At 73.2% G+C, this 19,668-nt stretch carries 17 protein-coding genes and 1 pseudogene; 10 read left to right on the forward strand and 8 right to left on the reverse strand.

The genetic code is table 11. The features are described 5' to 3' along the window. From ACSU6Z_RS16080 to ACSU6Z_RS16090, 3 genes and pseudogenes are all read left to right on the forward strand, one after another. A pseudogene (locus ACSU6Z_RS16080) lies at positions 1–243 on the forward strand (hypothetical protein); the annotation flags it as partial. 38 nt (positions 244–281) lie between these two features. Continuing rightward, entirely contained in the window at positions 282–1,043 is a 762-nt protein-coding gene (locus ACSU6Z_RS16085; protein ID WP_437046352.1) for a MerR family transcriptional regulator, read from the forward strand. A gap of 191 nt (positions 1,044–1,234) precedes the next feature. Further along, positions 1,235–2,236, forward strand: coding sequence for a DedA family protein (locus ACSU6Z_RS16090; RefSeq protein ID WP_437046353.1), 1,002 nt, complete (start codon positions 1,235–1,237; stop codon positions 2,234–2,236). A 100-nt stretch (positions 2,237–2,336) separates the two neighbouring features. Here ACSU6Z_RS16090 and ACSU6Z_RS16095 read toward each other — a convergent pair whose 3' ends face one another. Then, a complete protein-coding gene (locus ACSU6Z_RS16095) occupies positions 2,337–4,106 on the reverse strand; it encodes a threonine/serine exporter family protein (RefSeq protein ID WP_437046355.1) in 1,770 nt (589 codons plus the stop codon). Between the two features lie 119 nt (positions 4,107–4,225). Continuing rightward, positions 4,226–4,717, reverse strand: coding sequence for an inorganic diphosphatase (locus tag ACSU6Z_RS16100; protein ID WP_029381130.1), 492 nt, complete (start codon positions 4,715–4,717; stop codon positions 4,226–4,228). Positions 4,718–4,796: 79 nt separating this feature from the next. On the opposite strand from ACSU6Z_RS16100, the gene dacB reads away from it, so the two are divergent. The 6 genes from dacB to folE all read left to right on the forward strand — a co-directional run bounded on the left by dacB (position 4,797) and on the right by folE (position 12,681). Then, positions 4,797–6,392 carry a D-alanyl-D-alanine carboxypeptidase/D-alanyl-D-alanine endopeptidase gene (gene dacB, locus ACSU6Z_RS16105; protein WP_437046357.1) on the forward strand — a complete coding sequence of 532 codons (1,596 nt, stop codon included), beginning with the start codon at positions 4,797–4,799 and terminating at the stop codon, positions 6,390–6,392. A gap of 250 nt (positions 6,393–6,642) precedes the next feature. Next, positions 6,643–7,776: a zinc-dependent metalloprotease gene (locus ACSU6Z_RS16110; RefSeq protein ID WP_437046359.1), complete on the forward strand. Its 1,134-nt coding sequence runs from the start codon at positions 6,643–6,645 to the stop codon at positions 7,774–7,776. 192 nt (positions 7,777–7,968) lie between these two features. Next, entirely contained in the window at positions 7,969–9,087 is a 1,119-nt protein-coding gene (gene tilS / locus ACSU6Z_RS16115; protein ID WP_437046361.1) for a tRNA lysidine(34) synthetase TilS, read from the forward strand. Positions 9,088–9,168: 81 nt separating this feature from the next. Further along, complete coding sequence (gene hpt / locus ACSU6Z_RS16120; RefSeq protein WP_358780130.1) at positions 9,169–9,729, forward strand: hypoxanthine phosphoribosyltransferase; 561 nt, start codon at positions 9,169–9,171, stop codon at positions 9,727–9,729. A gap of 187 nt (positions 9,730–9,916) precedes the next feature. Next, positions 9,917–11,953 (forward strand): ATP-dependent zinc metalloprotease FtsH, encoded by a 2,037-nt coding sequence (gene ftsH / locus ACSU6Z_RS16125; RefSeq protein ID WP_437046363.1) that lies wholly within the window; start codon positions 9,917–9,919, stop codon positions 11,951–11,953. A gap of 122 nt (positions 11,954–12,075) precedes the next feature. Continuing rightward, positions 12,076–12,681, forward strand: coding sequence for a GTP cyclohydrolase I FolE (gene folE, locus ACSU6Z_RS16130; protein ID WP_437046365.1), 606 nt, complete (start codon positions 12,076–12,078; stop codon positions 12,679–12,681). Between the two features lie 25 nt (positions 12,682–12,706). On the opposite strand, the gene ACSU6Z_RS16135 is transcribed toward folE, so the two are convergent. From ACSU6Z_RS16135 to folP, 5 genes are all read right to left on the reverse strand, one after another. Next, complete coding sequence (locus tag ACSU6Z_RS16135) at positions 12,707–13,198, reverse strand: DUF3180 domain-containing protein (RefSeq protein WP_437046367.1); 492 nt, start codon at positions 13,196–13,198, stop codon at positions 12,707–12,709. 112 nt (positions 13,199–13,310) lie between these two features. Beyond that, entirely contained in the window at positions 13,311–13,922 is a 612-nt protein-coding gene (gene folK, locus ACSU6Z_RS16140; protein ID WP_437046369.1) for a 2-amino-4-hydroxy-6-hydroxymethyldihydropteridine diphosphokinase, read from the reverse strand. Continuing rightward, positions 13,919–14,278: a dihydroneopterin aldolase gene (gene folB / locus ACSU6Z_RS16145; protein WP_437046371.1), complete on the reverse strand. Its 360-nt coding sequence runs from the start codon at positions 14,276–14,278 to the stop codon at positions 13,919–13,921. The genes folK and folB overlap by 4 nt, the downstream gene beginning before the upstream one ends. Positions 14,279–14,617: 339 nt before the next feature. Continuing rightward, positions 14,618–15,118 (reverse strand): nuclear transport factor 2 family protein, encoded by a 501-nt coding sequence (locus ACSU6Z_RS16150; protein ID WP_437046373.1) that lies wholly within the window; start codon positions 15,116–15,118, stop codon positions 14,618–14,620. After that, positions 15,115–16,023: a dihydropteroate synthase gene (gene folP / locus ACSU6Z_RS16155; RefSeq protein ID WP_437046374.1), complete on the reverse strand. Its 909-nt coding sequence runs from the start codon at positions 16,021–16,023 to the stop codon at positions 15,115–15,117. Before folP ends, ACSU6Z_RS16150 begins: the two co-directional genes overlap by 4 nt. Before the next feature lie 1,052 nt (positions 16,024–17,075). Between folP and ACSU6Z_RS16160 the strand changes: the two genes are divergently transcribed. Beyond that, complete coding sequence (locus ACSU6Z_RS16160) at positions 17,076–18,257, forward strand: hypothetical protein (protein WP_437046376.1); 1,182 nt, start codon at positions 17,076–17,078, stop codon at positions 18,255–18,257. Between the two features lie 49 nt (positions 18,258–18,306). Here the strand turns inward: ACSU6Z_RS16160 and ACSU6Z_RS16165 are convergent, their stop codons facing one another. After that, a complete protein-coding gene (locus ACSU6Z_RS16165; protein WP_437050337.1) occupies positions 18,307–19,620 on the reverse strand; it encodes a PH domain-containing protein in 1,314 nt (437 codons plus the stop codon). Between the last annotated feature and the right edge of the window lie 48 nt (positions 19,621–19,668).

Here is a 19,668-nt window from a genome sequence, read left to right on the forward strand (position 1 = left end):
CCCGAGGACGGCCCCGGGCAGTTCGGCCGCATCGGCGAAATCATGAACTTCCGGGTGCACTCCGCCGGCGCCGAGTGGACGCGCGCCCTCGTCGAACACGTCCGCGGCGGCGCCTACGCCTTCGCCGGGGAGGGCGAGCCGTTCGCCGGCGTCCTGGGCGAGGGGAGCCCGTACGCGACGGGAGCGGCACTCCGGGGGCGGCACCGCTCGCTGACGGCGGGGCTTGCACCTCACGTTGCGTGAGGCGGCAGCGTGGAGGGCGTCAGAAGAAGGGAGCGGAAGTGAGCTACTCCGTGGGACAGGTGGCCGGCTTCGCCGGAGTGACGGTGCGCACGCTGCACCACTACGACGACATCGGCCTGCTCGTGCCGAGCGAGCGCAGCCACGCGGGGCACCGGCGTTACAGCGACGCCGACCTCGACCGGCTGCAGCAGATCCTGTTCTACCGGGAGCTGGGCTTCCCGCTCGACGAGGTCGCCGTCCTCCTCGACGACCCGGACGCGGACCCGCGCGCGCACCTGCGCCGCCAGCACGAGCTGCTGACCGCCCGGATCGAGAGGCTGCGGAAGATGGCGGCGGCCGTGGAGCACGCCATGGAGGCACGCAGTATGGGTATCAACCTCACGCCCGAGGAGAAGTTCGAGGTCTTCGGTGACTTCGACCCCGACCAGTACGAGGAGGAGGTGCGGGAGCGCTGGGGCGACACCGACGCCTACCGCCAGTCCCGGGAGCGGACGGCCTCCTACACCAAGGAGGACTGGCAGCGCATCCAGGACGAGGCCGACGAGCTCACCCGGCGCTTCGTCGCCCTGATGGAGGCCGGTGAGCCCGCCGACTCCGAGGCGGCCATGGACGTCGCCGAGGACCACCGGCGGGGGATCGCCCGCCACCACTTCGACTGCGGGTACGAGATGCACACCTGCCTGGGCGAGATGTACGTCTCGGACGAACGTTTCACGCGAAACATCGACGCCGCCAAGCCGGGCCTCGCCGCCTACATGCGCGACGCGATCCTCGCCAACGCCGTCCGGCACACTTCCTGAGCCCCGGGCACGGTGGTCTCCCGGCCGGTCGTCCCGGCCGGGAGACCACCGTGCCGGAGCCGTTCACGGGGTTCTCCCGGCGGGGTCCGGGCGCATCCTGGGTACCCTCGTGGAACCTGTACCTCCACGGCTGCGTTGATATTTTTGGCAGCCCGCCCCCGCCCGTCCCCAGCAGCAGGAGCCACATTCCCGTGACCACGCTTGCGCTCGGCCCCGAGTGGCTCAGCCCGGACTACCTGATCTCGACCTTCAGCCTGCCCGGCATCCTGCTGATCGTCTTCGCCGAGTCGGGGCTCTTCGCGTTCCTGCCCGGCGACTCCCTGTTGTTCACCGCGGGCCTGTTCGTCGCCCAGGGCGAGTACATCAGCCAGCCGCTGTGGCTGGTCTGCCTGCTGATCGTGCTGGCCGCCGTCATCGGCGACCAAGTGGGCTACATGATCGGCAAGTTCCTCGGCCCAAAGCTCTTCAGCCGTCCCAACTCCAAGCTCTTCAAACAGGAGAACCTGGACAAGGCGCACGAGTTCATGGAGAAGTACGGTCCCAAGGCGATCGTCCTGGCCCGCTTCGTCCCGATCGTGCGCACCTTCGCCCCCATCGTGGCCGGCGCCGGGCGCATGAAGTACCGCACGTTCCTCACGTACAACATCATCGGCGGCATCGCCTGGGGCACGGGCATCACCCTCGCGGGCTACTGGCTCGGCCAGATCGAGTTCATCCGCACCAACGTCGAGGCGATTCTCGTCCTGATCGTCCTGGTCTCCGTGGTGCCGATCATCGTCGAGTACCTGCGCGAGCGCGGGAGGAAGAAGCGCGAGGCCGCCGCCCAGCCCGACCGGACGGCCCCGGCCGCCTGGCAGCAGCAGTCCCAGCACCCCGTCATGGACGACGCGACCACGCAGCTGCGCCGCATCGAACCGGCCCACCAGCCCCAGCCTCAGCACCCTCACCAGCCGCAGTACCCCCAGCAGCAGACCGCCCCGTACCCGCCGCAGGGGCAGGGTTACGGCAATCAGGGGTACCGCGACCAGGGGTACGGCCAGGGCCACCCGCAGGGCGGCGGGCACTACGGCTACCCCCAGCAGCCCCAGCAGCCCCAGCAGCCCCAGCCGTACGCCCCGCAGCAGCCGTACGCCCCGCGGCCCCCGCAGGGTCATCAGCAGGGCGAGCAGAACCCGTACCACCAGGGTTACTGAGCCGACGCGCCCCGCGGCCGCGCCGCGGGGCGCGACCGCGGGGCGCGCCGTCCGCCGGGCTCCTCCCGGGCGGCTCCTCCCGGGCCCGCGGGCGCCCGCCTCAGAACCCGCGCGTCCGCTTCGCGGCCCGCCGGCCCTCCGCGCTCGCCGCACCCGGCACCCGCAGGAACAACCGCGAGATCTCCGACCCCAGGTGCACGCCGATGGCGATGGCCATGGCCAGCGCGACCGCCTTGGTCAGCGACACGAGCCCCTTGTCGACCTCGCTCTGCGCGATCGCCAGCAGTCCGAAGTAGGTCGCCGAACCCGGCAGCAGCGGCCCGATCGCCGCCGTGGTGTACGGCAGCGCGGAGGCGAACCGGTACCGGGACAGCAACTGCCCGAACAGGCCCACCAGGCCGGCCGCGACCGCCGTGGAGGCCACCGGCGAGATGCCGCCGGCGTAGTGCATCGCACCGTAGACGACCCATGCGACACCGCCGTTGAGCGTCACCGCCAGCACGGTCGACCGCTCCTGCTGGAGCAGGATCGCGAAGGTCAGCGACAGCAGCATCGACGCGGCGATCTGCACCAGGGGCCGCTCCTCGATGCTCAGGTCGGCGTCCGGGGTGAGCTTGGCGCCGACCTGGACGCCCAGGTACAGCACCACCAGCACCCCGATGACGATGCCCACGAAGAAGTACATGACCTCCAGCAGGCGGGCGGCGGCGGTGATGTAGAAACCGGTCAGGCCGTCCTGCACGCCCGCCACCAGCGCCCGCCCCGGCAGCAGCGCGAACAGCCCACCGGTGATGACCGCGGACGCCTTCACGTCGACGTGCGCCAGCGTGAGCGCGACCCCGATCGCGGCCGGCGGCATCGCGGCCACCATGAACTGGTAGAACTCCGGCAGCCCGCGGCCCGCGCACAGCCACGCCAGCCGGTCGCCGAGCATCGCGCCGACCGCCGCCGCCACGAACACGACCGAGCCGCCGCCGACCAGCACCGAGGCCGCGCCCGCGAGCAGTCCGCTCGCCGCGGTCAGGACCCAGGTGGGGTAGGGGTGCCGGTTGCGGCGGATGTCCGCCAGACGCCGGTAGGCCTCCTCCAGGGACAGGTGGGTGTCCGGATCGCTGAGGTCGTCCACCAGCGCGTACACCGCCGCCAGGCGCGTGTAGTCGGTGCCCCGGCGGCGCACCGTCCGCGACGCCGTGACCGGGTCCTCGACCAGGGACGGCTGGTGGGAGATCGACAGCAGCGTGAAGGTGACGTTCGGCTCGCAGCGGTCCAGGCCGTAGGAGCGGCAGACGGCGAACATGGCCGCCTCCACGTCCTCGGCACCCTCACCGCCGGCCAGCAGCAGCTCCCCGATACGCAGGGTCAGGTCGAGCACGCGCGGCACCGCGGGGCTCGACTCGTCGGGCCGCTGCACCGGCTCCGGCGCGGGCCGCTCGGCCACCGGCATGCGCAGCATCGTGCGCATCCGGTCCTGCCACGGCACGTGCTTGGCCAGGCTCACCGCCGGGACGCCGCTCGGCGGGGTGAAGGCGGGCGGGGCCTCCCGGGCCCTGTAGGTGCTCGGCGGACTGAACGCCGACCCCTCCGGCTCGGCGGGCGGCGCGGGCGTCACGTCGAGTCCGTCGGGGATGGCGAATTCGGAGGTGGCCTCCGATTCCGTGCCGGTGCGTGGTACGTCGAGTCCGTCGGGGATGGCGAATTCGGAGGTGGCCTCCGACTCCGTGCCGGCGCGTGGAACGTCCAGTCCGTCGGGGATCGCGAACTCGGACGTCGTCGACGACTCGCTCCCGGCGGGTGCCACCACCGGGCCGGGCTGCCGGAAGGCACTCCTGGCCTCGTCCGACCGCGGCTTGCGGTCCTCCGCGTCCGTCACGTGCGCAGTGCTCCCTGGTACGACCACACCCTCAAGTAACCCTCAGTATGCGCACCAAACGCGAGCGGGCCGCACGCGTATGCGTACGGCCCGCCGGACGGCTCGCGCCGGCTCAGGGCTCAGTGGCCGCCCTGCTCCTTGAAACGCTTGTAGGACCGCTCGATCTCCGCCTCGGCGTCCGTGCGGCCCACCCAGTTGGCGCCCTCGACCGACTTGCCGGGCTCCAGGTCCTTGTACACCTCGAAGAAGTGCTGGATCTCCAGGCGGTCGAACTCGGACACGTGGTGGATGTCCCGCAGGTGCTCCACGCGCGGGTCCGTCGCCGGGACGCACAGCAGCTTGTCGTCGCCGCCGGCCTCGTCGGTCATGCGGAACATGCCGATCGCGCGGCAACGGATCAGGCAGCCCGGGAACGTCGGCTCGTCGAGAATGACCAGCGCGTCCAGCGGGTCACCGTCCTCGCCGAGGGTGTTCTCGACGAAGCCGTAGTCGGTCGGGTAGGCGGTCGAGGTGAAGAGTCGACGGTCCAGACGGATCCGTCCCGTCTCGTGGTCCACCTCGTACTTGTTCCGCGAACCCTTCGGGATCTCGATCGTGACGTCGAACTCCACCGGTGGCTCCTCCATGATCAGCACATCGTTCTGGTGGTTAAGTGTCCCTCACGCAGGTGTGTGATCGCGAAAGGGGCTGGTGTCCGTGCCGGAACTGAGGCCTTGGCAGGACGTGAGACCGCGCGCGGTGCGGGCCGCGGGCGCCGTACGTCCGCGTCTCGCACGCGCCGCCGCCGCCGTCCGGCCGCGGATCGCACGGCTCGCACGGGCCACGACACCACGCCTCTCGCGGGCCACCAGGCCGAAGACCTGGCAGTACACCGCGGGCGCCGCCACCGCCGGGCTGGCACTCGCCGCCGGTGTGGTGACCGTCGCCGGTCCCTGGGACTCCACGGGTCAGCGTACGGCCGAGCGGCACCAGGCCGCCGCGCTGGGGGCCGCGGGTGGCGCAGATCACGACCGCGGATCCGGCGGTCACGGCACGGCGGCGGGGGCGCCCCGGCCCGCGCCGAGCGCCGCGTCCGTGCTCACCGGTCTCGGCGGCGCCACCGGCCCCGTACGGGCGGCACCGGCCGGCCGCAGCCTCGCACCCGTCCTGGCCCCCCTCCTGGACGACCCGGCGCTCGGCGACCGCCGGGCGGCGGCCGTCGCCGACCTGACCACCGGCAGGCGCCTGTACGGCACCGACGCCGGCGCCGCCCTCACCCCCGCCTCCACCACCAAGCTCGCCACCGCCGTCGCCGCCCTGTCCGCCCTCGGCCCCGACCACCGCCTCACCACCCGCGCCGCCCTGGAGGGCGACACCGGGGAACTCGTCCTGGTCGGCGGCGGCGACCCGACCCTCACCGCCCGCGAGGACGCGGACGGCCTGGCGAGCCTGCGCACCCTCGCCGGGAAGACGGCGGCCGCCCTGAAGGAGCGCGGCCTGCGCCAGGCGACCCTGTCGTACGACACCACGCTCTACGCCGGCTCCGAGGCGCACCCGATCGGGGTCAACGACAACCTCGCCCCCGTCACCGCCCTGATGGCCGACGAGGCCCGCACCGACGGCTCCACCAGCGGCCCGGCCCCCCGCACGGCGGACCCGGCGGCGGACGCGGCCCGTGCCTTCGCCCGCTTCCTGCGCGGCCACGGGATCGAGACCACCGCTCCCGGCCCCTCCAAGGCGACCGGCCGCGCCACCACCCTCGCCACCGTCTCCTCGCCCCCGCTCGCCTCCCTGGTCGAGCGGATGCTGACGCACAGCGACAACGACCTCGCCGAGGCCCTCGCCCGCCACACCGCCATCGCGACCGGCAAGCGCGCCGACTTCGCCGGCGCCTCCGCCGCCGTCACCGCCCGGCTGAGGAGCCTCGGCCTGCCCGTCGCGGGCGCCGCGTTCCACGACGGCAGCGGCCTGGACCGGGACGACCGCCTCACCCCCGGCCTGCTCACCGCCCTCCTCGTCAAGGCCGCCGACCCGGACCACCCCGAACTTCGGCCCGTCCTCACCGGCCTGCCCGTGGCCGGCTTCACCGGCACCCTGACCGACCGCTACACCGACGGCGCCGCCGGCCTCGTCCGCGCCAAGACCGGCACCCTGACCGGCGTCAACGCCCTGGCCGGCACGGTGGTCACCGCGGACGGCCGCCTCCTGGCCTTCGCCTTCCTCACCTCCGGCGTCCCCGACCCGGCGGCCGCCCAGTCCGCCCTGGACCGGGCGGCCACGGCACTGGCGCACTGCGGCTGCGGCTAGGGCCTCTCGTTCGGATCATGCCGGGCTCGCGGGGCCTGGTGCCGTGCCTCGCCGCGTTGTCGTCGGTTGCCATGGCTTTCGCCATGGCGCCCTCCTCCGCCTTGCGATGCACGGCACCAGGTCCCGCTCCCTGATCCGACCTGATCCAAACGAAAGACCCTAGCGACGGGGCGGGGCGGGCCGTGCGCACGCCCACTCCGGCGCACCGCACGGCCTGCCCTCGGCGGCAGCACTCACGTACGGTTGACACATGACGAGCATCGGTGGTGCTGCTTCTTCCGGGATGGTCGACTGGAATCTCGCGGTGGCGACCGCGACCCGGCTGGTACGGCCGGGCCCCGAGGTGAGCCGCGACGAGGCCCGGGCCGTCGTCGCGGAGCTGCGCCGGCACGCCAAGGCCTCGGAGGAACACGTCCGGGGCTTCACCCGCCTGGCCACCGAGGAGGTCCACGACACCCCCGTCCTCGTCGTCGACCGCGCGGGCTGGATCCGCGCCAACGTCGCCGGGTTCCGGGAGATCCTGAGGCCGCTGCTCGACAAGCTGCAGCAGCGGCGCGGCGGTTCCCCCGGCGGTGCGGTCCTCGGCGCCGTCGGCGGCAAGGTCACCGGCGTCGAGCTCGGCATGCTGCTGTCCTTCCTCGCCTCCCGCGTCCTCGGCCAGTACGAGACCTTCGCCCCCGCCACCGGCGACCTCCCGGCCGGCGGGAACGGAGGCGGCCGGCTGCTGCTCGTCGCCCCCAACATCGTCCACGTCGAGCGCGAACTCGACGTCGACCCGCACGACTTCCGGCTGTGGGTGTGCCTGCACGAGGAGACCCACCGCACCCAGTTCACCGCCGTGCCCTGGCTGCGCGACCACCTGGAGGGCGAGATCCACGCCTTCCTCGCCGAGACCGACGTCGACCCCATGACCCTCCTGGAACGCGTCCGTGACGCCGCCCAGACCCTGGCCGGGGGCCGCCCCGAGGGCGAGGAGGACGACGGCGGGCGCTCCCTGGTCGAGCTGGTCCAGAGCCCCGCCCAGCGGGAGATCCTCGACCGCCTCACCGCCGTGATGTCCCTTCTGGAGGGCCACGCCGACTTCGTGATGGACGGCGTCGGCCCCGAGGTCGTGCCGACCGTCGGGGAGATCCGCGAGAAGTTCCAGCAGCGCCGCGCCAAGGGCGCCTCCCGCCTGGACCTCGCCCTGCGCAAGCTGCTGGGCCTGGACGCCAAGCTGCGGCAGTACCGGGACGGCGAGCGCTTCGTGCGGGCCGTCGTCGGAGAGGTCGGTGTGGATGGCTTCAACCGGGTGTGGACCTCCCCGAACACCCTCCCCACCCGGTCGGAGATCGCCAAACCGGCGGACTGGATCGCGCGGGTGCACCGCAAGCCCGAGGAGTGAATACCGCGGAGAAGTCGTGAACGGAATCCGGACGGCGGCAGGCGAACGCCCCTCCAATCACCCGTCCGAGGGACCGTGAGCCTTCGGCAGGCGTGCGATGCTCGGGGAACGGCCCGTTTCTGTCACCATCTACACACTCTGCGTGACCGAGCTCGGGTTCACCCCCCGAAACCATCCTGAAGGGCACCGGACATGGGTCCCCATCCTGCGGTCGCGGCGATACGCCTGGCGGTCCGCCGCGTCCTCCACGACATCCTCACCGAACACGGCAGCGCCACCGGCGGCGACAGCGCCGTCGGACACGGCAGCACCACCGGCACCACGACGCCCCTTCCGCGAGAGGCTCCCCGGGAAAGCCTCCCGGCAACCGCGGACGCCTCCGCGCACGAGCGCCCCGCGCCGCCGCTCGTCCTCGTGGCGTGCTCCGGCGGAGCCGACTCCATGGCACTCGCCTCCGCCCTCGCCTTCGAGGCCCCCAGGCTCGGCATCCGGGCCGGCGGCGTCACCGTCGACCACGGCCTGCAGCCCGGCTCCGACCTGCGCGCCGCCGAAGTCGCCCTGCGCCTGCGCGGGCTCGGCCTGGACCCCGTCGAGTCCACCGCCGTGACCGTCGGCCGCGACGGAGGGCCCGAGGCCGCCGCCCGCGACGCCCGCTACGCCGCCCTGGACGCCGCCGCCGAACGCCACGGCGCCGCGGCCGTCCTGCTCGGCCACACCCGCGACGACCAGGCCGAGACCGTCCTGCTCGGCCTCGCCCGCGGCTCCGGCATCCGCTCCCTGTCGGGCATGGCTGAGGTCTCGGGGGCCGGCGGCCGTTACCGGCGGCCCTTCCTCCACATCGACCGGCAGACCGCCCGCAGGGCCTGCATGGTCCAGTCCCTGCCGGTGTGGGACGACCCGCACAACGCCGACCCCGCCTACACCCGCTCCCGGCTGCGCCACGAGGGCCTGCCCGCCCTGGAGAAGGCCCTCGGCAAGGGCATCGTCGAGGCACTCGCCCGCACGGCCCGGCTCTCCCGCGACGACGCCGACGCCCTCGACGCCTGGGCCCGCCAGGCCGAGGCGGGCGTCCGCGACGCGTCCGGCCTGCTGGAGTGCGCCAAGCTCTACGCCCTCCCGTCCGCCGTGCGCCGCCGGATCCTGCGCCGTGCCGCCATCGAGGCCGGCGCCCCCGCCGGCTCGCTCTTCGCCCGCCACATCGAGGAAGTCGACCGGCTGATCACCGCCTGGCGCGGCCAGGGGGCCATCAACCTGCCCGGGAAGGTCGTCGCCCAGCGCCAGGGTGGCAGACTGGTGATTCGGCAAGGCTGAGATCCGGCCCCGCCCACTGCCCGCCCGGGCGGGCAGTGGCAGCGCGCCGGACCGGCCGACGGAGCGGGACGACCGAAAGTGATGCGGGTGGACGCGAAAGACATGGGTGCCGACCTCCAGCAGGTGCTCATCAGCAAGGAAGAGATCGACGCGAAGCTGGCCGAGCTGGCCGCGAAGATCGACGCGGAGTACGAGGGCAAGGACCTGCTCCTGGTCGGCGTCCTCAAGGGCGCCGTCATGGTCATGGCCGACCTCGCCCGCGCCGTGTCCACCCCGGTCACCATGGACTGGATGGCCGTGTCCTCCTACGGCGCGGGCACCCAGTCCTCCGGCGTCGTGCGGATCCTCAAGGACCTCGACACCGACATCAAGGGCAAGCACGTCCTGATCGTCGAGGACATCATCGACTCCGGCCTGACCCTGTCCTGGCTGATCTCCAACCTCGGCTCGCGCGAGCCCGCCTCCCTGAAGGTGTGCACGCTGCTGCGCAAGCCCGAGGCCGCCAAGGTCGCCATCGACGTCGAGTGGGTCGGCTTCGACATCCCCAACGAGTTCGTCGTCGGCTACGGCCTCGACTACGCCGAGAAGTACCGCAACCTCCCGTTCGTCGGTACGCTCGCGCCCCACGTCTACGGCGGCTGAGCCCCCGTAGCCGGGAGGCCCGCGGTGATCGGGAACCCTTGCGGTTCCCGCGCCGTTGGAGCATGCGTGGACGGGAACGCCGGCCGTCCCGTGCGGCTGAAGGGGACCGTGCTGGGGTACCGTCCGAAGAACAGTCTTTATCAAACTCACTATGGCAGGAGGGACGGGGCGGCACCGCTCCGTATGGATGGACGTGAAGCGATACTTCCGTGGGCCGGTCATGTGGATCGTGCTGGCCGTCCTTGCCGTGGTCGTGTTGATGCAGGTCGTCGGCTCGTCCGGCGGTTACAAGACGGTGGACACGGGCCAGGTCGTCCAGGCGATCAACCAGAACAAGGTCGAGTCGGCCAAGCTGACCACCGGTGACGAGCAGAACATCAAGGTTCAGCTCAAGGACGGCGTGAAGGTCGAGGGCAGCTCGAAGATCCAGGCGAGCTACATCGGCGACCAGGGCGTCACCATCGCCAGCACGCTGCAGACCAAGTACCAGGACAAGCAGATCCCCGACGGCTACACGGTGTCGCCGTCCAAGCAGAACCCGTTCGTCGGGCTCCTGATCACCCTGCTCCCCTTCGTCCTCATCGTGGTCATCTTCCTGTTCCTGATGAACCAGATGCAGGGCGGCGGCTCCCGGGTGATGAACTTCGGGAAGTCCAAGGCGAAGCTCATCACCAAGGACACCCCGAAGACGACGTTCGCGGACGTCGCGGGCTCCGACGAGGCCGTCGAGGAGCTCCAGGAGATCAAGGAGTTCCTCCAGGAACCGGCGAAGTTCCAGGCCGTCGGCGCCAAGATCCCCAAGGGCGTCCTGCTCTACGGCCCGCCCGGCACCGGCAAGACCCTGCTCGCGCGTGCCGTCGCGGGCGAGGCGGGCGTGCCGTTCTACTCGATCTCCGGTTCCGACTTCGTCGAGATGTTCGTCGGTGTCGGCGCCTCCCGGGTCCGTGACCTGTTCGAGCAGGCCAAGGCCAACGCCCCGGCGATCGTCTTCGTCGACGAGATCGACGCGGTCGGCCGCCACCGCGGCGCCGGCCTCGGCGGCGGCCACGACGAGCGCGAGCAGACCCTGAACCAGCTGCTCGTCGAGATGGACGGCTTCGACGTCAAGGGCGGCGTCATCCTGATCGCGGCCACCAACCGGCCCGACATCCTCGACCCGGCCCTCCTGCGCCCCGGCCGCTTCGACCGGCAGATCGCCGTCGACCGCCCGGACATGCAGGGCCGTCTGGAGATCCTCAAGGTCCACCAGAAGGGCAAGCCGGTCGCGCCCGACGTCGACCTGTCGGCCGTCGCCCGCCGTACGCCCGGCATGACCGGCGCCGACCTGGCCAACGTCCTGAACGAGGCCGCCCTGCTGACGGCCCGCAGCGACCAGAAGCTGATCGACAACAAGATGCTGGACGAGGCGATCGACCGCGTGGTCGCGGGCCCGCAGAAGCGGACCCGGATCATGTCGGACAAGGAGAAGAAGATCACCGCGTACCACGAGGGCGGTCACGCCCTGGTCGCGGCGGCCTCGCCCAACTCCGACCCCGTCCACAAGATCACGATCCTGTCGCGCGGCCGGGCCCTCGGCTACACGATGGTCCTGCCGGACGAGGACAAGTACTCCACGACCCGCAACGAGATGCTGGACCAGCTCGCCTACATGCTGGGCGGCCGGGCGGCCGAGGAGCTCGTCTTCCACGACCCGACCACCGGTGCCGCCAACGACATCGAGAAGGCCACCAACCTGGCCCGCGCGATGGTCACGCAGTACGGCATGACCGAGCGGCTCGGCGCGATCAAGTTCGGCGGGGACAACACCGAGCCGTTCCTCGGCCGTGAGATGGCTCACCAGCGCGACTACTCGGAAGAGGTCGCCGCGCTGGTCGACGAAGAGGTCAAGAAGCTCATCGAGACGGCGCACAACGAGGCCTGGGAGATCCTGGTCGAGAACCGCGACGTCCTCGACAACCTCGTCCTCGCCCTGCTGGAGAAGGAGACCCTGGGCAAGGAGGAGATCGCCGAGATCTTCGCCCCGATCGTCAAGCGCCCGCCGAGGCCCGCCTGGACCGGATCCTCGCGCCGCACGCCGTCCACCCGCCCGCCGGTGCTCTCCCCGAAGGAGCTGGCACTGACCAACGGGGCCAACGGCGCGACGGCGTCGATCACCGCCAAGAGCACCGCGGCGGAGCCCGCTCCGGCCCCCGAGGGAGCCCCGGAGGACCGCCCGGAGAGCTGATCGCGGCCCCCGCGCGGGGGCCCGTCGGGCCCGGAATGTATGCCGCGCCCCCCAGGTTCTAGCCTGGGGGGCGCGGCATTCCCGTACGCCAGCACGTGAGACAGACAGGAACGAGGCACCACATGACCGACCCCGTGACCCTGGACGGCGAGGGCCAGATCGGCGAGTTCGACGAGAAGCGGGCCGAGAACGCCGTCCGTGAGTTGCTGATCGCGGTCGGCGAGGACCCGGACCGGGAGGGGCTGCGGGAGACGCCGGCACGGGTGGCACGGGCGTACAAGGAGATCTTCGCGGGGCTGTGGCAGAAGCCCGAGGACGTGCTGACGACGACGTTCGACATCGGGCACGACGAGATGGTGCTCGTGAAGGACATCGAGGTCTACAGCACCTGCGAGCACCACCTGGTCCCGTTCCGGGGCGTGGCGCACGTCGGGTACATCCCGTCCACCAGCGGAAAGATCACCGGCCTGTCCAAGCTGGCCCGGCTCGTGGACGTCTACGCCCGCCGGCCGCAGGTGCAGGAACGGCTCACCACGCAGATCGCGGACTCCCTGATGGAGATCCTGGAGCCGCGCGGTGTCATCGTCGTCGTGGAGTGCGAGCACATGTGCATGTCGATGCGCGGTATCCGCAAGCCCGGCGCGAAGACCATAACGTCGGCGGTGCGCGGCCAGCTGCGGGACGCGGCCACGCGCAACGAGGCGATGAGCCTGATCATGGCCCGCTGACGCGGGTGAGGCGCGTGCCCGTGGCTCAGGCCGCCGGTGCCGCCCCCGGGCCGCCGTCGTCCTCGTCGTCCTCCGGGAGCCTGCACACCCGCTCCAGGAAGACGGCCGCCGCTATCACGCCGACGGCCGCCAGGACCGAGAAGCCGGAGTAGACGGCCTGGTCGCGGCGGGCCGGGACGTCGAGGGACTCCAGCAGGAAGACGCCCGTGCCGCCGTAGACGCCGGCGACGAGGGCGGCGACCAGCGCGCTGGCCTGGCCGAAGACGACCGCGCGGGCCGCCATCAGGGGGTCGACGCCCTTGGCGCCGGGGCGGCGCTCGCGCTGGGCCCTCAGGCGGGTGCGCAGCGAGAGCGCCGTGGCCAGCAGGACCACGGCGATCAGGGCGAGGACGACGGGGGCGGCCAGCGGGACGCTGGGGAGCGTGCCGACCGAGTTCCACAGGCGGGCGCCGGCCCAGGACAGGACGCCGGCGACGACGAAGACGCCGGCCAGCACCCTGATGCGCAGCTCTCTCACGGTGTCCTTTCGCAATCCCCGGATGTCCGGGCCGGTCTCCCGGCGGTCGCCGGTACGCCGGTGGTCCGGACGACGGCCGTCCCGGCGCCCTCGGCGCTGTCGACCTTAACGGCTACTCCGGCAGCCGGAGTTCCAGGTCCTCGCGGAGCGTGACGCCGTCCCGGGTGACCGCCTCCAGGAGATCGGCGACCGGTCCGCGGCCGGGCAATCGGGCGGCGGGGTCCAGATCGTGCCAGGGGGCGAGGACGAAGGCGCGTTCGTGGGCGCGGGGGTGGGGGAGGGTGAGGTGCGGGTCGTCGGAGACGACGTCGGCGTACGCGACGATGTCGACGTCGAGGGTGCGGGCGCCCCAGCGCTCGTCCCGGACCCGGTGGAAGGCCTCCTCGACGGCCTGTGCCCGCTCCAGCAGGGAGGAGGGGGGCAGCGTCGTCTTGAGGACCACGACCGCGTTGAAGTACGAGGGCTGACTGCCGGGCTCCACGCCCCACGGCTCCGTCTCGTACACCGGGGAGACCGCCTTGACGCGCACGCCCGGGGTGTCCTCCAGCGCGTCGACGGCGCCCTGGAGGGTCTCCAGGCGGTTGCCGAGGTTGGAACCGAGGGAGATCACGGCCCGCTTGGGGTTGTGCAGGGTGGTGTCGGCGGCGTCGACCTTCTCGACGACGGAGGCGGGCACCGGCTGGACGGTCGGGTCGCTAGGACCCCCGGGGAACGAGGCGGTCATACGCGGCTCCGGGTGATGGTGACGGTCACGTCGTCGAAGGGCACGGTGATCGGCGCGTCCGGCTTGTGGACGCAGACCTCGACCTCCCGCACGGCCTCGTGCTTCAGGCAGACCTGTGCGATGCGCTCGGCGAGCGTCTCGATGAGATTGACGGGCTCGCCCTCCACGGCGGCCACGACCTCCTCGGCCACGATGCCGTAGTGCACGGTCTTCGCCAGGTCGTCGTCGGCCGCGGCCGACCGGGTGTCCACGGCGAGGACGAGGTCCACGATGAAGGTCTGGCCCTCTTCGCGCTCCTTGGGGAACACACCGTGGTGCCCGCGGGCCTTCAGGCCGCGCAGCGCGACACGATCCACGCGAATCACTCCTGCAGTCGTCGGTCTCGGCCGGCCGGTGCCGCGTGCGGGCGGCACACCGGCCTGGGGTCGAATCTACCCGCGAACACCGACAGCACCGGGCCGCGGGGGTGCGGGCCGACGCGGTCGCCGGGAGGTTTCACCCGGTGTTCGCCCGGGAGAACCCGGTGGCTCACGGGCTGGTGACCGCCCTTGCCGGTGGTCCGTGATGCCGGCCACTTCCCTCCTCTCCCGCGTCCCCGCTTTCCGCCCCTTCCTCGTTCCCTCCCTCGCTCCGGCCGGCCCCGGCGGGGCGGGTCCGCTTCCGGCCGGTTCCGTTCCTGTGGGCTGTCTACCCGCTCAGGAGGGGGTGTCCTCCGCTTCGTCCTCGCCGTTCTCGGCCAGCACGGGCGAGGCGTGGTGCGACCAGAGCTTCCAGCCGGAGGGCGTGCGCCGGAACACGTTGGTGGCGACCACGAGCTGGCCGACGAGCGGGCCGAGCTCGTCGCCGTCGGCCGGGGCGGGGCCGCCGCTGAGGATGTTCTCGCTGCAGGTCACCACGGCGGTGTCGCCGGTGACGGAGACGTGCACGTCGGTGAGGAAGAACTGGATGTAGTCGGTGTTCGCCATGATCAGCGCGTACGACCGCAGGACCTCGCCGCGGCCGGTCAGGACCGGCCAGCCGGGGTGCACGCAGGAGATCACGCCGGTATCCGCCGGGTCGTGGTACGTCTCGTCGACGCCCAGGTCGGACGGGGCGAGCCAGAGCGAGGACACCTCTTCGAAGTCGCCCCGCTCCACCGCCTCGTAGAAGGCGGTGTTGGCGGCCTCGACCTGCTCGACGTCGGTGGGGGCGCTCACCGGGCTCCTTCTGCGCCGGCGCCAGCTCCCGCGCCGTCCGTCGCGGCCCGCGCCCCCTCGACGGCGCGGGCGACCCGCACCGCGTCCGCCGTCGCACGCACCTCGTGCACCCGCACCGCCCACGCGCCGGCGTGGGCCGCGAGGGCGGAGACGGCGGCCGTGGCCGCGTCGCGCTCCCGCGCGGGCGGCACGGAGCCCTCCGGACCGGCGAGGATCCGGCCGAGGAACCGCTTGCGGGAGGCGGCGACCAGCAGCGGGTGGCCGAGGCCCAGCAGGCGGTCGAGGCGGGCGAGGAGCGCCAGGTCGTGGTCGGCGTCCTTGGAGAAGCCGAGACCGGGGTCGACGACGATCCGGTCGGCGGCGACACCGCCTTCCAGGACGGCCTCCACGCGCGCGTGCAGCTCGCCGACGACCTCGCCGACCACGTCGTCGTACACGCCCCGGACGTTGCCGCCCTCCAGGAAACCGCGCCAGTGCATGACCACGAAGGGGGCGCCGGCGTCCGCGACGACCGGGAGCATCCGGGGGTCGGCGAGACCACCGCTGACGTCGTTGACGAGGACGCCGCCGGCCGCGAGGGCCTGCTCGGCGACCGAGGCGCGCATGGTGTCGACGGAGACCGTGACGCCCTCGGAGGCCAGCCCGCGGACGACGGGGACGACCCGCCGGAGCTCCTCCGCCTCGTCGACGCGGGTGGCGCCGGGGCGGGTCGACTCGCCGCCGACGTCGACGAGGTCCGCGCCCCCGGCGACCAGGTCGAGGCCGTGCTTGACGGCGGCCGTCGTGTCGAACCACCGACCGCCGTCGGAGAAGGAGTCGGGAGTCACGTTCACGACCCCCATGACCGCGCAGCGGTCCCATGCGGGCAGGCCCGCCACGTGGCGGCGGCCGGTCTGGTTGTTCATGTGTTCAGCGTAGGCCCAGTGGGTGGCCGGCACGGTGCGGGCCGGTGCGCGGCCGGGCGCCGGGCGGATCCCGGCCGGGGACCGGCGGGCAGGTCCGGGAGGTGGGGATCGTGGGCCGTACGACCCGCATCGCCGCGCCCGCCCGCGTCTGCCTGCCGCCGGAGTGCTTCCGGCCGCGGTACCGCACCCGCGCGTTCCCCGCTGCTGGCGTCCTCACCGGCTGCCCGGGGACGGCCGAGGCGCTGGTGGGCGAGCCGGACCACCCGGGCACGGCACTGGACCCGGCCGGGAGCGGCCGTGCGCGGCCGGTGATCCCGGCGATGCCGCGGCCGGCGGTGGCGCCGCCGAGGGACACCGAGCGCGTGGACGTCCCGGGCGGCCCGCGGACGGAGTCGTTCCTCGCCAGGGGCCTTCCCGGTGCCGTACTCTCGCCCGCTACCGGGTGGGCCGCGAGCCCGGAAGCCGGGGTGTCATCGGCAATTCCACGGGTGGTTACCGCGCGCCGAAACCGGCCCCGCGCCATCCCGGCACCTACGCCGCCGGAGCCGGCCCGCCCGCGTACTGCGAGGCACCGGTCGATCCGACCACCGGCGATCTCTTCCGGGGGACGGGGAACTCGGGAATCGGGCGGACCCGCGGGGGTACCCGGAACACGCGCCCGCGCCGGACGCCTCACCGCTCGTCACCGGCAGCGGGAGCGGCGAGTCCGGCCACGAGGACACGCTGGAGTTCATGGAGGCGGTGAGGGCGACGGGCGGACACGGATCCCGTCGATCATCCTCGGACATCCCCGAAAGGGGCGGCCGGAACTTCAATACCTGGCGGCGGGAGATTCCCCCGGCGTCGCAGTGGATGGGCGGACGGTTGAACGGCCATTGAAAATGATCTTGATTGAATTCGGCCGTCCGGTCGGTGTGTTGATTCCTGATGCCGCGTGAACCCCCCGGAACCGTCCGTGTTTTTACGGGGCGGGGAGCCAAGAAACACCTACGCGCGGTAAGTTTCTGGCCATGCCACGTGGACGTCACCGTCATTCCCCTCCCTTGCACAGAATGCTTCCGCCGTCGGCGATCGCAGGCGTCTCCCTCGTCTGCGCCCTGGGTCCCTGGGTGTTCGGCGAACCGATGGTGCTCCGCCCGCTGGCCGCGGTCGCCGCGGTGACGGCGATCACCGGCGCGTTCGTCATGCGCCACTGGGACGTGCAGGCGGGCAGGCGCGTCGCCGAGCTCACGCGCGCGCGTGCGAGCGACGAGTGGCGCCACGAGGAACGCGTCGCCGAACTGGAGAGCGACCTGGAGGAGTCGCGCGCGATGCGGGCCCGCCTGGAGCGGCGGTTGCGCGCCAAGCGGGCGGAACTGCAGGCGCTGCGCAACGAACACGCCGCCCTGCTGCGGCGCTACGCCACGGCGGAGACCGAACGCGCCGGTGCGCTGGAGGGCCGCAGGCTGCTGGAGAACAGGGCCGCGTCCCCGGCGCGCGCCCTGGAGACGGCGGTGCGGGCACCGCAGGCGGGCGGCGCCCGGTCCGCCCGCGCCGCCGGCGAGGAGCCGGGGACCCCCGGCGTCTTCTCCCCGGAGGGTGCCCGGCTGTTCCTGCGGGCGAGCGTGGCGCTGTCCCGGCTCGGTGGTGCGGCGGCGCCCGGCGGTGGCGACGGGGGCGGCGGCGGTGCCGATCACGGCGCCGGTTCCGGTGCCGAGGCGGCAGCGGAGTCCACGGCCGCGGCCACGGCCACAGGCACGAGCACGGACGCGGTGACCGGTTCCGCGCAGGCGCCCGGTCACCGGCACGAGGCTCCCGCGTCCCAGGCCGGGCCCGCCCCGCGGCAGCCCGCCGGGCACTTCGCGGTGCCGGCCGCGGCGGCCGTCGTACCGCCCGCTCCCGCGCGGCGCCCGGCGGCCGGGGACGGCTTCGACTTCTTCGGCACCAAGAGCAGGAAACCGCAGCCGGAACCGCAGTCGGAGCGGCAGCCGGAACCGCAGTCGCAGCCGGAGCCGCAGGCACGGACGCGGCCGGGAGCGCGGGCGGCGTCGCCCAGCGCCCTGGAGGCCGTCCAGGACGAGGACCTCGCCGACATCGTCGGCCAGGAGGCCCTCGCACTGCACGGGACCGGGGCCGGGGAGGGGCCGGAGCGGGAGGGCGCCCAGCCGCCGCAGGAGGGCCGGGTCATCGACCTGACGGCACACGACGAGACCGAACAGATCGACGTCCAGGGGCTCAGGACCGCCGCGTCCTGACCGTCGGCGGGCGCGCGGGGGCCGCACGGCCCCCGCGGGCGCGCGGGGCCTACGGGGCCATCCACCGGTCCGGCCGCGCGTCCCGCCGCCCCGTCCGCGACCGCTCCGCCTGCGCCCGCAGCAGCTCCGCCGCCTCCCCGGCGTCGCGCAGCCGCGCGGTGACGGTCCTGTTCGCCCCCGTGTCCACACGGACGTGGGCGACCCCTCGTGCCCGCTGCCACGGCCCCTGCGTCAGGCGGACGCTCTGCACCTTGGCGTGCGGCACCAGTGCCAGGCTGCGCCGCAGCAGCCCGTGCCGGGCGGCGAACACGGCGTCGGTGACGACGAGCCCGTAACCGCGCCACCACAGCGGCCGGCACCAGCCGGCCCGCCGCGGCGGACGGGACAGCGACGACCGGGGCGGGACGGTCACGCCGGGCAGCACGCGCGCGATCACGGATTCGGCGATCTCGCGCGGGGCGACCGGCAGCAGCACGGAGTTGGACGAGCCGGCCACGTCCAGCTCCACCCGCACCCAGCCTCCCCCGCTCCCGGCGCCGTTCGAGCCGGGGGACCTCCACCGCCGCCACAGCAGCGGTTCGACGATCCGCACGGTCTGCACCCTGCCCGGCGGCACCGTCTCGTGGGTCCGGTCGAGCAGCCCGTGGTCCAGGCGCAGCCCGTCCGGGGACTCGGCGACCGTCCAGTCGTAGTCGCCGACGAACCGCCCCACGCTGCGCGCGCCCGCCGCGCCCGCCAGCGGCAGGGCGGTCGCGAGGACCGTCCACAGGTTGTGGGTGGCCACCCACAGCAGGGCCGGTACGGCGACGGCGGCGGCCAGCATGCCCCAGGTCGCGCCGGTCAGCAGCAGCGAGACGGCGAGGACGCCGGGCGGCACGCGCAGCAGCCGCGTGGACGGGGCCTCGCCGACCTCGTGGGCGGTCTCGGGGGCGAAACCGGCGGCCCGGGCGAGCAGTTCGGCACGGAGCGCCCGTGCCTCGCCGGCGCCGAGGAACGCGAGCTCGTCCTTCTTGCCGGTTCCTATGACGTCGAGTTTCAGCTTGGCCACCCCCGCGACCCGCGCGAGCAGGGGCTGGGTCACGTCGACGGCCTGGATGCGTTCCAGCCGGATGTGCGCGGTGCGCCGGAACAGCAGCCCGGTCCGGACGCGCAGTTCCGTGTCGGTCACCGCGAAGCGCGTGAACCACCAGCTCAGGAAGCCGTACAGGGCGGCGGCGGGCAGGAGGACGGCGAGGCCGGCCAGCAGCGTGGCCGTGGTGAGCCGGGTCAGCTGGCGCTGCGCTCCGTCGGGGTCGTGCGCGGCCCAGCCGACGAGTACGGCGACCGGCGCCCACGCCCGCCTGAGCGGCGTGACGGGGTGCAGCCGCCGCTCGGCCGCGCGCCCCCGCGCCGCCCCGGGTGCCTCCGGCCG

Source organism: Streptomyces sp. enrichment culture (assembly GCF_964273145.1).
GTDB lineage: Bacteria > Actinomycetota > Actinomycetes > Streptomycetales > Streptomycetaceae > Streptomyces.